A 12,926-nucleotide genomic window follows, 5' to 3' on the forward strand; every position below is an offset into this window, starting at 1 on the left:
CAATAAGCCCACGATCTTGCAACTCTTGCAGAAAATTTGTGTCAATTGCAGTCATAACGCACCAACCAGGCCAGTTAATTGTGTTTCGATTTGGGACAAAAAGGTGGCCAAGATACCGTATCTCGCTTCAATTTCAAGGCTAAAGCAAAGACTTGTTGCAGGGAGATGAAATTTTGGGGTGTTAAGGGCATTTTTTTCTGCTATAAATGCTCTTTCTTGGATCACATTTCTCTATAAAGAAAGACGACATTCTTATGCCGCCAATAAAGAATTATTACGATACTGCACGATCGACCCTATTTAAGTACATGCCAAGTAACCATTTACTGGCAGTTGCTGCGCTATCTGTGGGTGTAGCAGCGTTAGTGGTTATGGAAGAAGGATCCGATTCATCCAATCAACTAGTCGAAAGCAGCAATATTCCTGGCCTGCATTTTCAAGGCACCGAGACCCAGGCAACTCCAATTGCAGTGCCCGCTGTAGAAGCCATCATTCAAGAAGTTGCCGCTGTACCCGAACCACAACGCACTGTTGTTATCGAGCCTGAATCGCCCTGGAAAGAATTTACCGTTCAAAATGGCGACAATTTGTCCATTATTTTTAAGCGTGCCGGACTTAATGATCGTGCGATTTACGAGTTATTTAGCGAAGCCAAAGATGCCAAGGATTTACGCAACATTCGCCCCGGCCAAAAAATGTCTTTTTTGGTGGAAAACGACCAACTTCAAGGCCTTAATTACATAATTGATGACCTGAACAGCCTGAGCTTTAATCGCACAGCAAAAGGCTTTGATAGCAAAGAAACCGCCCTTAAACCCGATGTAAAGCACGCATTCCGCTACGCCACCATTGATAGCTCCCTCTATATGGCTGGCAAACGTGCTGGCATGCCCAGCAACCTGACCATGGAACTAGCCAATATTTTTGGTTGGGATATCGACTTTGCACTGGATATCCAAAAAGGTGACAGCTTCAAGGTCATGTATGAAGAACAATTTCTAAATGGTAAAAAAATCGGTACGGGCAAGATCGTGGCCGCCGAGTTTACCAACAGCGGAAAAACCTTCAAGGCAGTTCGTTATACCGACAAAGATGGCGTAAGCAATTATTACACCCCGGAAGGACGCGGTATGCACAAGGCGTTTCTACGCACTCCCATCGAATTTGCCAAAATCAGCTCTCATTTCAATCTCGCTCGCAAACACCCCGTACTGCATATTATTCGCGCCCATAAAGGTACAGATTATGCCGCTGTTCGCGGCACACCAATTCGCGCCACAGGCAATGGCAAAGTTGCCTTTGCAGGACGCAAAGGTGCGTTCGGTAACTGTATCGTTATCCAGCATGGTCAGGGTATTGAGACGCTTTACGGACACATGAATGGTTTTGCGAAGGGAATGAAAACCGGAGCGCGCATCACGCAGGGAGATGTAATCGGGTACGTTGGATCCACCGGCTTGGCTTCTGGCCCGCACTTACACTATGAATTCCACGTTAACGGGCAGGTGCGCAACCCTGTAACCGTACCGCTTCCTAAAGCAATGGGCATAGAGAAAACCGAACTAGCTCGCTTTAACGAAACAACCCGAACAATGATTGCCAAATTGGACGATTACAAATCCACTAGTCGTGTAGCAGTTGCCAAGAGCGGCAATAAGTCCAATTAACTAATTAGTCATGTCTAACCGCCAGCTCTACATAGGTTTGATGTCTGGCACCAGTGCTGACGGTATAGATGCAGCACTGGTCGACATGCAAACCAACCTTCCCCAATTAATAACCACGCACAACCTTCCTTTCTCTAACGGACTGCGCACTCGAATTCATTCCATATCCATTCCTGGGGACAATGAAATTGATCGTATGGGTGAGTTAGATACAGAGCTTGGACGACACTTCGCCCAGTGCACGCTTGAGCTTTTAGCAAAAGCTCAGCTAACGACGAACCAAATAACCGCCATCGGCAGCCACGGCCAAACCATCCGCCATCGACCACCCGGGACCACCAGTAATTGTTTTACCTTGCAAATTGGCGATCCCAATGTGATTGCTGAATTGACCGGGATTACCACAGTCGCCGATTTTCGGCGGCGAGATATGGCCGCTGGGGGCCAAGGTGCGCCACTGGTACCTGCATTTCATCGCGCACTGTTCCATTCATCAGCGCGGGATAAGGTAATCGTCAATATTGGTGGAATGGCAAATATCACCTGGCTACCCGCGAGCGGAGAGGCCTGTGGTTTTGATACGGGCCCCGGTAACGTACTAATGGATTCATGGATCAACGAGCATCACGGCGTTAGTTTCGATAAACAGGGCGGTTGGGCGGCCTCCGGAGCGGCCCATCAAGAATTACTGGAGTCCTTACTGTCAGATGCTTTCTTCAAGCAGCCCTTTCCTAAAAGTACCGGGCGTGAACACTTCAACCGCCAATGGCTCGACCGGCATTTGCAACAACTCCCCTTCCCCCCAGCCAATCAGGATGTACAAGCTACACTGCTGGAGCTGACCGCCAGATCGATTACGGAAAGTATTGATTTACTATGTCAAACGGAAAAAGAAATTCTGGTTTGCGGAGGGGGAGCCTTTAACACTCGATTACTTGAGCGACTGGCAAAGCTACTACCTAATTGCCTGGTTAGCTCCACTGCCAGTCAGGGAATTGATCCCCAATGGATTGAAGCCATGGCATTCGCCTGGCTGGCACAACAGACAATAAACCATAAGCCCGGCAACTTATGTGCAGTTACCGGCGCTAAACGCGAGGTTATTCTTGGCGGGGTTTATTACGCTAGCTGAGTATCAGCTAGATATTGAACGACGATCCACAACCACAGGTGCTGGATGCATTTGGATTTTGGATAACAAACTTGGAGCCCTGCAAGCCCTCTTCATAGTCAACGCGAGCCCCAACCAGGTAGGGATAACTCATCGCATCCACCACCACCTTTACACCATCGCGCTCGACAATAGAATCATCATCTGCAACAGCTTCATCAAAGGTAAAGCCATACTGGAAGCCTGAACAGCCACCACCAGTCACATAGACGCGCAACTTGAGGTCTGGATTATCCTCTTCCTCAATCAAACTCCGCACTTTGGCTATAGCGCTCTCTGTGACAGAAACAACTTCGGGAATATAGATTTCAGCGGTAGACATAAAAACTCCGGATAACAACCACCTCGCCACGCGAGAACGATTATTATCCCTTTACCTGAGTAAAACAGTCAACTATTAAGCCGTTGCAACCGTCGCCGAGCCTGGGTTTGCTTGTTGAGCCTGATTATTCACCATAGAACCATTGAGCTGGGCACCTTTGACCATTTCAATGGAATTGTAGTGAACGGTGCCTGTTACATTGCCTTTCGCGGCCAGCTCCAAGTGTTTACTGGAGTGTATATTGCCAACCACTTTTCCGTTAACGATAACTACCGGTGCGCGTATTTCGCCTTCCACCAAACCTGTATCCGCGATAACCAGTTTCGCATCCTTCTCATCATCTGCGAAGATATTACCGGTAACCTTACCTTCAATTTGAAGCTCTCCGGTGAAATGCAGGTCGCCATTAACACGGGTCGCACGAGAAATAAGGGTGTGATTGTTGGAAAACGCCATTCATTGCTCCTTAGCAAAGCTGCTATTTGATTTCAGGCCATTCAAGCTGCCCTTCCACTGTTACCGGGCTGCGTCTGGCATCGGACTTGACCACCAGCTCAACGCGCGAAGGCACGAAGCCCTCAGGTAACACGATTTCCGTTTCGATGTTTTGAAAGAACTTGAAATTAAGGGGAATGCTTTCTGCCAGAGGTTCGGCACCGACTTTGGAAACAACCAATTCATGCAGGGAGATTTTGGTCTCTTGCCCTTCCCTCTGCCCAACCACCATAAACTTCAACTGCCCGGTAAAGTCGTCATCGCCCTCCGCGAGTTTTTGTACTACCAGTTTTAGTTGATGCTTGTTATCTGGCAAGGCAGAAACGGCAAAAACACCGAAACTGATGCCCTTTGGATTTTTATTTTTATCTGACGTCATGATGCGAAACACATCAATGTCGCGCTGAAGAGCCGCTTTTTCTTCACGTAACTCAAGCACGCGCTTGCGCATCTCCTCGCCCGCTTGACGATCAACCTCAGCACCTACTTGCAAACGAGTCAGCTCGCGTCGTGACTCCTCGGCCTCCTGAGTTACTTTTTCCAGTTGAAACCGCAATGCCTGGGCTTCCTCGATGCTTAATCGATTGTTACTAGCCTGAAGTTGTGCGTAGTGATAGGTCGCAGCCAAAGCGGTAAGGACCAACAGCAACAACAGCAGCACCAAAAACGCTGTTTTTAGCGGGCGATGAGGAACTACTTTATAACTATAAATAGGAGAGCCTTTAACTTTGGCCATAAAAAATTATCGTGTTCGTGTTGTTATTATTAGCGGGGCAATAAGCCGCCCCGCGTAAAACCATAGAATTAGGGCATCAACGCCACTACATCCAGGCCGGCGCGCTCATCAAAACCAAACATAATGTTCATGTTCTGGATCGCCTGACCTGATGCGCCCTTGGTGAGATTATCGATTACCGAGAGCACAACGACAGTATCGCGTTGTTGTGGGCGCAGCACCGAGATACGGCACACATTGGAACCTTTCACACTTCTCGTTTGCGGCAATTCACCCGCCGGCAATACATCCACAAAAGGCTCATTGGCATAGCGCTGCTCGTAGAGTTTTTGCAAATCCGGCAACTTGCTCACATCCAGTGCTGTTGCGTAAAGGGTGGCGTGAATACCGCGAATAATGGGCAGTAAGTGTGGCACGAAGGTCAGGGACACTGGCGCAGCGCCAACTGGCTGAACGTCGCGCAGGCCCTGTTCAATTTCTGGCAAGTGGCGATGACCAGCAACGCCGTATGCTTTAAAACTATCGCTGATTTCCATCAGCAAGTTATCGATCTTGGCCTGACGACCAGCGCCGCTGGCACCACTGGCCGCATTGGAGATCAAACGGGTTGGATCGACCAGATTGTTTTCAATCAATGGCAAATAACCCAATTGAGTTGCGGTAGGGTAACAACCGGGGCAGGCCACCAGTTTGGCGGTGCGAATCTTGTCACGATTAACTTCCGGTAAGCCATAAACAGCCTGTGCCACCAAATCAGGTGCACCGTGGGTTTGGTTGTACCATTTTTCCCACAGGGGAACGTCGCGGATACGGAAGTCAGCGGACAAATCGACGATACGCGCCTTGGTATTCATCAGGGCGCCCATCATGTTTTGTGCAACACCGTGCGGAGTAGCGAAAAAAACCACATCACACTCACCCAATACTGCTACATCCGGCTCGGTAAAAGCCAGGTCGATATGGCCGCGCAGGCTCGGATACATGTCCGCTACTTTTACGCCGGCTTCGGCGCGCGAGGTAATAACAGTCACTTCTACCTGTGGATGCTTGGCCAACAGGCGCAGTAACTCCACGCCGGTATAACCTGTTCCGCCAACGATGGCTGCTTTAATCACCTCAAACCTCCAGATCAACTAGTCGTTACAATGTGGTCTTACAATGCCGGGACACAGGATTCGCCAGTTGTTATGCTGGCACCTGTCGCCGCTGGCGACAAAGAAAAGACGGCTATCATAAGAGGCTTGCCGGCAAATCGAAAGCAAAAGCTGCCGCCCGCTCCGCTTTAATAACAGCTGATTTAATTCAAAGCGATTTAATAACAGGAAAGCTCCGTGTCTGACCCCGCCAGTACAAGACCACAAAAATTCCTCAACCGCCAGGCAGAATCCCTGCGCGATAAACTGGCCCGTGACGACTCACTACCCCATTTAACCCTGCTCGGCTTGCTCACTGGTATTATTGCCGGCGCGATCATTGTATTGTTTCGCTGGGCAGTAGAAATTCCGCTGGGCCATTTCCTGCCTGACAGCTTTGAGAACTTCGAAGCAGTTAGTAGCCTTGTTCACTTTGCACTCCCCATTACCGGGGCAGTGATTCTGGGGCTTATCCTTCAGTGTGTAGACAAACGCCATCACGCCACCAGCATTGGTCATGTGATGGATCGCCTGCAAAACCATCAGGGGCGTATGCCACCGGGCAACTTCGCCAACCAGTTTTTTGGCGGCGCCACCTGCTTGCTAAGCGGGCAATCCGTGGGGCGCGAAGGACCGGCAGTTCACCTGGGTGCAGGCACCGGAAGTTTATTGGGGCAGTGGCTGAAACTGCCCGCCAACGCCTTAAAGCCATTAGCGGGATGTGGTGTTGCCGCAGCCATTGCGGCCTGCTTTAACACGCCGATGGCGGGCGTGATCTTCGCTATGGAAGTGGTGTTGATGGAGTACACCATTGTCGGTTTTATCCCGGTAACTCTCGCAGCAGTCGCCGGCGCAACTATGACTCGACTCACCTTCGGCCAGGAAATAGCCTTTATGAACGCGCAATCGGTTATGGGCGACTTGCGCGAATTGCCCCTGATGGGAATGGTTGGTTTGGCGGTAGCGGTATTTGCAGCAGCCTATATACGTATCCACGGCGGTGCCTGCCGCTGGGCATTGAATCGCCCTATTGCCCTGCGTTTCGCATTGGCTGGATTATTTACCGGTTGTTGTGCGCTATGGATTCCCCAGATTATGGGCGTAGGTTACGACACCATTAGCCGTGCGTTGGCAGGCGAGATAGGTTTTTGGTTGCTGCTGGCGATTGCTGTCACCAAGCTGTTTGCCACTTCCATTAGTCTCGGCGTAGGCATGCCGGGCGGCGTAGTAGGTCCATTATTGTTTATCGGCGCCTGCGTTGGCGGTGCGGTGGGCAACCTGGCGCAGATGATGATGCCCGATTCCGCCAGCGCCATTGGCTTTTACGTGATCCTCGGCATGGGTGCCATGATGGGCGCTACATTGAACGCCCCGCTCGCCGCCATGATGGCGATTCTGGAACTCACCTATAACCCGAATATCATTTTCCCCAGCATGCTGGTGGTGATAGCCGCCTGCCTGTGCACCCGCTGGGTGTTCCGCTGCGATGGGCTGTTTCAGCATGTATTGCGCATTCAGGGGAAATTTCACCGTGCGGAAGCGATGGAGCAGTTACTTAGCCGCACCGGCGTGCGCGGGTTGATAGATCGCCATCTGGCAGAAACGCCTACTTCAATTATCCCCAGCGCCGCGGAACAATTATTAAGCCATCGCCCGCATTGGATATTACTGCGCGATAACCAACAACTATTACAACCGGCTGATCTGGCCAACTATTTACAACAATTGTCTGTTACTGGCGCTGAACAAATTAGCGAAATAAACCTGCTGGAAATTCCCGCGCGACGGTATGATTTAGCCCGCATTCCCGCCGATGCCAATTTGTATGAAGCGTTGGAGTTGATGAATCGCCAACAGGTAGATGCGCTCTGGGTAGAATCTACCGATAATACTCATCAGCCGCTGGGTATTATCAGCCGCGAAAAAATTGATAATTACTACCGAATTTAGAGATCGTTGCCGCATGAAGGGGCTCATATTTCAAGACACGCCGTGAATCCATCCCTGGAGGCTTGTCGTCGACATCCTTGTCTCCGACAGTCTTGAAATATGAGTCCCTTCATGCGGCAACTCCACAGTTACTAATTGGATTTAATAAATGCTCTGGATAAAAGCCCTCCACATTATTTTTGTCATCACCTGGATGGCAGCACTCTTTTACTTGCCACGCCTGTTTGTGTATCACGTCATGAGTGAAGATGAAATCAGTCGCGAACGTTTTAAAATCATGGAGCGCAAACTGCTGCGCGGTATCGCCAATCCATCAATGATCGCGGTGTTTATATTCGGCGCGTGGATGAGCTGGCTAGGCTGGGATTATTATTCAACCCAAATCTGGTATTGGTGCAAAATTGCCCTTGTATCGTTGATGGCTGCTTACCATCACGCCTGTGTGGTTTATTGGAAACAATTGCGCGACGATCACTGCACCAAAAGCCATAAATTTTTTCGCGTGTTTAACGAACTACCGGTATTTTTGTTATTCGGCATTGTGATTTTGGTTGTCGTTAAACCTTTTCAATAGAGCGCATCATGAGCATTCTCTACGCGATTACCGATTCACAACTGTTGCCCGGCAACACATTATTTGCCGCTGTGGAAAGTGCACTGCAAGGTGGCTGCAAGTGGATTCAATATCGCGACAAATCAAGCGATTCAGAAAAGCGCGCAACAGAAGCGCAACAGTTAGTTGCGCTCTGCAATCATTATCAGGCCGCACTTATTGTGAATGATGATGTGCAACTGGCGCGCGCGGTAAACGCGCATGGTGTACATCTGGGCCAAGAAGATGGCAGCCCACAAGCCGCACGCCAATTGCTCGGCGATAAAGCTATTATTGGCGTAACCTGCCACGACTCGCTGGAACTGGCGCAACAAGCGGTCGCTGACGGTGCCAATTATATTGCCTTCGGGCGCTTTTTCCCTTCGCAGACCAAACCCAACGCGCGCCCGGCAAAGTTCACCCTAATCAGCGACGCGAAAGCAAAATTCCCCACTATTCCCATAGTGGTAATTGGCGGAATCACCTTGGCTAATGCCAACATATTATTGGATGCGGGTGCGGACAAAATTGCAGTATGTCACGAACTATTTTCGGCAGACGACATTAAACAAGTCGCAAAAAAATTTATCGCTTACAAATAATCAGGATTAATTATGAGTCGTTCAGAAGAATTATTTTTACAAGCTCAAAAACATATTCCCGGCGGAGTTAACTCACCAGTGCGCGCATTTAAAGCCGTGGGTGGTACGCCGATATTTTTTGAAAAGGCCTTGGGCGCTTACGCTTGGGATGCCGATAAAAAACGTTATATCGACTACGTACAAAGTTGGGGTCCCATGGTACTGGGGCATGCGCACCCGGAAGTAATTAACGCCGTTATCGAAGCAGCCAAACACGGTTTGAGTTTTGGCGCACCCACCGAACGCGAAACTACGCTTGCTGAAAAACTCTGCGCCCTTATGCCCGGTATGGATATGGTGCGCTTTGTCAGCTCTGGTACCGAAGCCACCATGAGCGCTATTCGCTTAGCGCGCGCCTTCACCAAGCGCGACAAAATTATTAAATTCGAAGGGTGCTATCACGGCCACTCGGATTCACTCCTGATCAAAGCGGGCTCCGGGGCATTAACGCTTGGTGTGCCAAGCTCGCCCGGAGTACCGGCGGTATTGGCCGATCACACTATCACCCTTGATTACAACGACGCCGAACAGGTGCGCGAGTGCTTTGCCAAACTCGGCGAGCAAATCGCCTGCATTATTGTTGAACCTGTTGTCGGTAATATGAATTGTGTTCCACCAGTGCCGGGCTTTTTGGAATGCCTGCGTGAAGTCTGCGACCAATATGGCAGTGTATTAATTCTGGATGAAGTCATGACCGGCTTTCGCGTCAGCCACACAGGTGCACAGGGTTATTACAACATCAAGGCTGACATCACTACCCTTGGCAAAGTGATTGGCGGTGGCATGCCGGTTGGTGCATTTGGTGGTCGGCGCGACATCATGCAAATGATTGCCCCTTCCGGCCCTGTGTATCAGGCAGGCACCTTGTCGGGAAACCCTGTCGCTATGGCAGCAGGATTAAAAACGCTGGAATTATTGGAGCAACCAGACTTTTATAAAAACCTCAGCAATCGCACCACACAACTCGTTGAAGGTCTGCAAAAGCTGGCCGACGAAGTGGGCATTCCATTTACCACCAACCACGTAGGTAGCATGTTTGGCTTCTTCTTTACCAGCGAGAAAAAAGTCACTAACTTCAAACAAGTTATGGCCTGCGATATTCCGCGCTTCAATAAATTTTTCCACGGTATGCTGGAGCGCGGTGTCTATTTAGCGCCGGCATCCTACGAAGCAGGATTTATGTCGGCCGCACATACGGACCAGGATATTGCAGATACACTGAGCGCTGCTAAAGCGGTATTTTCCAGTTTGTAATTACACGAAGTATTTACATCCAAAATAAAAAACGGGCATGAAACTCCATGCCCGTTTTTTAATTCATACTTCGAAGTCTTTAGGATGTATAGGCCGGCCCAAAACCAAAACTCCAAATCAACACCGTAATCGCCATAACGGATACGAACATCACCAAACCTATGGTCAAAATTGAGCTTGAATAAATAAAGCCTTCATCCTCCGGAATTTTCATAAAAATCGGGATGCCCATATACAGCAAATACACGGTATAAAAAATCGCGGCTATGCCCACCAACATAGTAAGAATAACATTGGGGTAGAGCGCACAAAGCCCAGCTACAAATAACGGTGTAGCGGTATAAGCCGCAAATACAATACAGCGCGCAAGCCCTGGTGCCGAATCATAAGTGCGCGCCATCCAATTAATAAATCCGCCAATGAAGGCTATACCGGCAAGCATAGCCAAATACATAAGCACACTCATAATCGCTGCACTGGATTCAGTGAGCATCACCGGGTCGCCCTTGCCGATTGTCCACCCCACTTTAGTGGTTCCAATGAACATGGAAACAGGTGGAATAAGTGCGAGTAAAAGTACGTGGGCAAAATAAAGATGGGAAACACTTTCCTGGGTATCGCGAATTTCCTCCCATTCCTGGTGAGGATGAGTAAAGAGTCCGGCAACATGGGAAATCATATCCTGCCTCCAGCTACACCTATTAAAGAAAACTGTGTGCCCTGCAAGTCAATACCGACGCCTGACAGGCAACACCGTCGTTATTTTTAAAAGCACCTGCAATAACCGCGCATTTAAAACAATGAATAGCACTCTGTGTATGAGTATAGGGCGCGCGCGCATGATGTTCATGCACACCATTAGAACGATTCAAATTCAAAAATGGTGGCGCGATAACCTACAACGCTAAAACACTTTGTTTAAATCCGACCATAGTGACTCTGTCGAATCACCGATAGCCTCGGAAGCCATGGACACAGATCCGACGTACTGCCCCTGCGGATCTATCACAAATACTCGCGTGGAGTGGTTCACCTGATAATGATCACCCGCTAACGCTGGCATGGCCGCACCCGCCGGGATGCTAAGCACCTTATTGTTGACCAGCGCTGAACGGTCATACGCCGCACCAAAGAAGCGTGCAAAATTGGCGATAGCGGGATTATCACCGCGCAGACCGATAATTTGCGGATGAAAAAAGGCAACATATTCTGCAAGGCGCGCTGCCGAATCGCGTTCGGGATCCACACTGACAAAAACCACCTGCAGCGGCTTTCCTTCTTGTCTGGCAAGCTTCAATATTTTACCGAGCTTTTGTAATTCCATCGGGCAAAAATCCGGGCAAGACGTAAAGCCAAAAAAAACCAGACTCCATTTCTGCTGAAATTTTTCGCGCGCAAACGCATCTCCCGTAGCAGTACGCAGCAATACTGAAGGCAAGGGTTTAGGTTCAGGTAATAACTGCAGGCGTTCCAGTACCAGCGGCTTATTTACCAGGGCCGCAAATAACTGTTTTGCACTTAATGCGCCCAGCAACAGACACAATAAAGCAAAGAATACCCAGCCCGTGCGCGCTGCGTTAATCGTCATCGGCTTTTACCGGCAAGTGGATGGTTTGTTGCTGGCCTGAAGCAAAATGCAACTCCAGCTCAATCTGCTCGCCCTGTTGCAAAGGCTTACGTGCGCCTAGCAACATAATGTGCATGCCGCCCGGCGCTAGGGTTATTTTTCCATTCGCGGGAACAATCAATTGGTCGAGATGCTCCATAATCGCCTTATCATTTACATAGCGAGTGCGATGCAACATTAATTCAGCACAACAGGTTGCACTCAGGGACTGAATTACAACCGGCGCATCACTGCTGTTGTATAACTGCACATAGGCCGCATTGGCGCGCGCGCCCGGCGGTGCCAACTTGACCCAGGCATTTTCTATGCGCAACTCAGCAAACACGGATGCGCAGTACAACAGAGCAAAAATCCCAAAAATGCTAGCGCACCAGCATTTGAAGGTTCCAGTAGACATAGTGATCCACCAAGAGAATTAAAAATAACGCCATCAAGTGCACAATTGAAAAACGAAATGTTTTCATCGCCGACTCAGCGTCAGCATGGAATTTTAATTGCCAGGCGTGGGCGATAAATTTTGCACTCATCACCAATGCACCCAACAAATAAATTAACCCACTCATGCCAATCAGATACGGCAACAAACAGACTACCGCCAACAACAAGGTGTAGAGCAAAATCAGCGTTTTGGTAAATTCGATGCCGTGGGTGACGGGCAACATGGGAATACCCGCGCGCGCATAATCGTTTACGCGATGAATAGCCAGCGCCCAAAAATGCGGGGGAGTCCAGGTGAACACCATCATCATTAGCAGCAGTGCTTCACCACCTACCTGCCCTGTCATTGCGCTCCACCCCAATACAGGTGGCAAGGCGCCTGCAATACCGCCTATAACAATATTTTGTGGTGTTGCACGTTTTAACAGCAATGTATAAACGACGGCATAACCAAATAAACCCGACAAAGTGAGCCAGGCAGTAAGCCAATTAATACCGAGCGATAAAATGGCAAAACCAAGAATTGCCAGAGCGCACGCAAAGGTTACCGCTTGCGTAGTAGACAGACGGCCTTTTGGTAAGGGACGCATGTGGGTGCGGGCCATTTGCGCATCAATTTTTTGATCCAACACCTGATTGAATGCCGCCGCAGCGGCCGATACCAAACCAATACCGATGCACGCAAACACTATTTTGATAAGATCAGGTATGGACGGTGTTGCGAGCATCATTCCCACCCAAGCGGTAAGCACTAATAATGCAACGACTTTGGGTTTCGTCAGCTGATAGTAGTCACGACACAGCAATAAAAATTCCCTGCGCACATTGTGTGGCAATAATAATTTTATACTGGCCATAACACCTCCCAGCCGCATCAATAACTATTGATTAACAACTGTT

The 12,926-nt window shown here is 49.3% G+C and carries 15 protein-coding genes (1 of these 15 cut by a window edge); 6 read left to right on the forward strand and 9 right to left on the reverse strand.

What is annotated here, in order from left to right; translation table 11 throughout:
- Positions 1 to 55, reverse strand: partial view of a tyrosine--tRNA ligase gene (gene tyrS, locus D0C16_RS11595; RefSeq protein WP_151032527.1) — the 5' end (the start) only. The gene continues 1,253 nt to the left of window position 1, outside the view; only the first 55 of its 1,308 coding nucleotides appear in the window; the start codon lies at positions 53 to 55; its stop codon lies off the left edge, out of view.
- Positions 56 to 254: 199 nt separating this feature from the next.
- Between tyrS and D0C16_RS11600 the strand changes: the two genes are divergently transcribed.
- Both D0C16_RS11600 and D0C16_RS11605 read left to right on the forward strand, forming a co-directional pair.
- Positions 255 to 1,667 carry a peptidoglycan DD-metalloendopeptidase family protein gene (locus D0C16_RS11600; RefSeq protein WP_191968695.1) on the forward strand — a complete coding sequence of 471 codons (1,413 nt, stop codon included), beginning with the start codon at positions 255 to 257 and terminating at the stop codon, positions 1,665 to 1,667.
- 10 nt (positions 1,668 to 1,677) lie between these two features.
- Positions 1,678 to 2,799: an anhydro-N-acetylmuramic acid kinase gene (locus D0C16_RS11605; RefSeq protein WP_151032528.1), complete on the forward strand. Its 1,122-nt coding sequence runs from the start codon at positions 1,678 to 1,680 to the stop codon at positions 2,797 to 2,799.
- Between the two features lie 7 nt (positions 2,800 to 2,806).
- Here the strand turns inward: D0C16_RS11605 and erpA are convergent, their stop codons facing one another.
- From erpA to argC, 4 genes are all read right to left on the reverse strand, one after another.
- Positions 2,807 to 3,160, reverse strand: coding sequence for an iron-sulfur cluster insertion protein ErpA (gene erpA, locus D0C16_RS11610; protein WP_151032529.1), 354 nt, complete (start codon positions 3,158 to 3,160; stop codon positions 2,807 to 2,809).
- 75 nt (positions 3,161 to 3,235) lie between these two features.
- A complete protein-coding gene (locus D0C16_RS11615; RefSeq protein ID WP_151032530.1) occupies positions 3,236 to 3,616 on the reverse strand; it encodes a polymer-forming cytoskeletal protein in 381 nt (126 codons plus the stop codon).
- A gap of 22 nt (positions 3,617 to 3,638) precedes the next feature.
- Positions 3,639 to 4,391, reverse strand: coding sequence for a DUF6776 family protein (locus tag D0C16_RS11620; RefSeq protein WP_151032531.1), 753 nt, complete (start codon positions 4,389 to 4,391; stop codon positions 3,639 to 3,641).
- Positions 4,392 to 4,459: 68 nt separating this feature from the next.
- Complete coding sequence (gene argC / locus D0C16_RS11625; RefSeq protein WP_151032532.1) at positions 4,460 to 5,506, reverse strand: N-acetyl-gamma-glutamyl-phosphate reductase; 1,047 nt, start codon at positions 5,504 to 5,506, stop codon at positions 4,460 to 4,462.
- A gap of 216 nt (positions 5,507 to 5,722) precedes the next feature.
- Between argC and D0C16_RS11630 the strand changes: the two genes are divergently transcribed.
- From D0C16_RS11630 to hemL, 4 genes are all read left to right on the forward strand, one after another.
- Positions 5,723 to 7,474: a chloride channel protein gene (locus D0C16_RS11630; protein WP_151032533.1), complete on the forward strand. Its 1,752-nt coding sequence runs from the start codon at positions 5,723 to 5,725 to the stop codon at positions 7,472 to 7,474.
- Positions 7,475 to 7,622: 148 nt separating this feature from the next.
- Positions 7,623 to 8,048, forward strand: coding sequence for a CopD family protein (locus D0C16_RS11635; RefSeq protein ID WP_151032534.1), 426 nt, complete (start codon positions 7,623 to 7,625; stop codon positions 8,046 to 8,048).
- An 8-nt stretch (positions 8,049 to 8,056) separates the two neighbouring features.
- On the forward strand, positions 8,057 to 8,668 hold the full coding sequence (thiE, locus tag D0C16_RS11640; RefSeq protein ID WP_151032535.1) for a thiamine phosphate synthase: 612 nt from the start codon (positions 8,057 to 8,059) through the stop codon (positions 8,666 to 8,668).
- 12 nt (positions 8,669 to 8,680) lie between these two features.
- Complete coding sequence (gene hemL, locus D0C16_RS11645; protein WP_151032536.1) at positions 8,681 to 9,961, forward strand: glutamate-1-semialdehyde 2,1-aminomutase; 1,281 nt, start codon at positions 8,681 to 8,683, stop codon at positions 9,959 to 9,961.
- 79 nt (positions 9,962 to 10,040) lie between these two features.
- On the opposite strand, the gene D0C16_RS11650 is transcribed toward hemL, so the two are convergent.
- From D0C16_RS11650 to cyoE, 4 genes are all read right to left on the reverse strand, one after another.
- A complete protein-coding gene (locus D0C16_RS11650) occupies positions 10,041 to 10,640 on the reverse strand; it encodes a Yip1 family protein (RefSeq protein ID WP_151032537.1) in 600 nt (199 codons plus the stop codon).
- 225 nt (positions 10,641 to 10,865) lie between these two features.
- On the reverse strand, positions 10,866 to 11,549 hold the full coding sequence (locus D0C16_RS11655; protein WP_151032538.1) for an SCO family protein: 684 nt from the start codon (positions 11,547 to 11,549) through the stop codon (positions 10,866 to 10,868).
- Positions 11,539 to 11,985, reverse strand: coding sequence for a copper chaperone PCu(A)C (locus D0C16_RS11660; protein WP_151032539.1), 447 nt, complete (start codon positions 11,983 to 11,985; stop codon positions 11,539 to 11,541). The genes D0C16_RS11655 and D0C16_RS11660 overlap by 11 nt, the downstream gene beginning before the upstream one ends.
- Entirely contained in the window at positions 11,951 to 12,883 is a 933-nt protein-coding gene (gene cyoE, locus D0C16_RS11665; protein WP_151032540.1) for a heme o synthase, read from the reverse strand. The genes D0C16_RS11660 and cyoE overlap by 35 nt, the downstream gene beginning before the upstream one ends.
- Between the last annotated feature and the right edge of the window lie 43 nt (positions 12,884 to 12,926).

The organism is Cellvibrio sp. KY-GH-1 (assembly GCF_008806975.1).
Classification (GTDB): domain Bacteria; phylum Pseudomonadota; class Gammaproteobacteria; order Pseudomonadales; family Cellvibrionaceae; genus Cellvibrio.

What these genes read in the sequence shown, in the direction of transcription:
- D0C16_RS11650 (WP_151032537.1), bottom strand. Translation starts at nt 10,640, where the DNA reads ATGATTTCCCATGTTGCCGGACTCTTTACTCATCCTCACCAGGAATGG.
- hemL (WP_151032536.1), top strand. Translation starts at nt 8,681, where the DNA reads ATGAGTCGTTCAGAAGAATTATTTTTACAAGCTCAAAAACATATTCCC.
- D0C16_RS11660 (WP_151032539.1), bottom strand. Translation starts at nt 11,985, where the DNA reads ATGTCTACTGGAACCTTCAAATGCTGGTGCGCTAGCATTTTTGGGATT.
- D0C16_RS11655 (WP_151032538.1), bottom strand. Translation starts at nt 11,549, where the DNA reads ATGACGATTAACGCAGCGCGCACGGGCTGGGTATTCTTTGCTTTATTG.
- thiE (WP_151032535.1), top strand. Translation starts at nt 8,057, where the DNA reads ATGAGCATTCTCTACGCGATTACCGATTCACAACTGTTGCCCGGCAAC.
- D0C16_RS11600 (WP_191968695.1), top strand. Translation starts at nt 255, where the DNA reads ATGCCGCCAATAAAGAATTATTACGATACTGCACGATCGACCCTATTT.
- D0C16_RS11605 (WP_151032528.1), top strand. Translation starts at nt 1,678, where the DNA reads ATGTCTAACCGCCAGCTCTACATAGGTTTGATGTCTGGCACCAGTGCT.
- D0C16_RS11635 (WP_151032534.1), top strand. Translation starts at nt 7,623, where the DNA reads ATGCTCTGGATAAAAGCCCTCCACATTATTTTTGTCATCACCTGGATG.
- D0C16_RS11620 (WP_151032531.1), bottom strand. Translation starts at nt 4,391, where the DNA reads ATGGCCAAAGTTAAAGGCTCTCCTATTTATAGTTATAAAGTAGTTCCT.
- cyoE (WP_151032540.1), bottom strand. Translation starts at nt 12,883, where the DNA reads ATGGCCAGTATAAAATTATTATTGCCACACAATGTGCGCAGGGAATTT.
- D0C16_RS11615 (WP_151032530.1), bottom strand. Translation starts at nt 3,616, where the DNA reads ATGGCGTTTTCCAACAATCACACCCTTATTTCTCGTGCGACCCGTGTT.
- erpA (WP_151032529.1), bottom strand. Translation starts at nt 3,160, where the DNA reads ATGTCTACCGCTGAAATCTATATTCCCGAAGTTGTTTCTGTCACAGAG.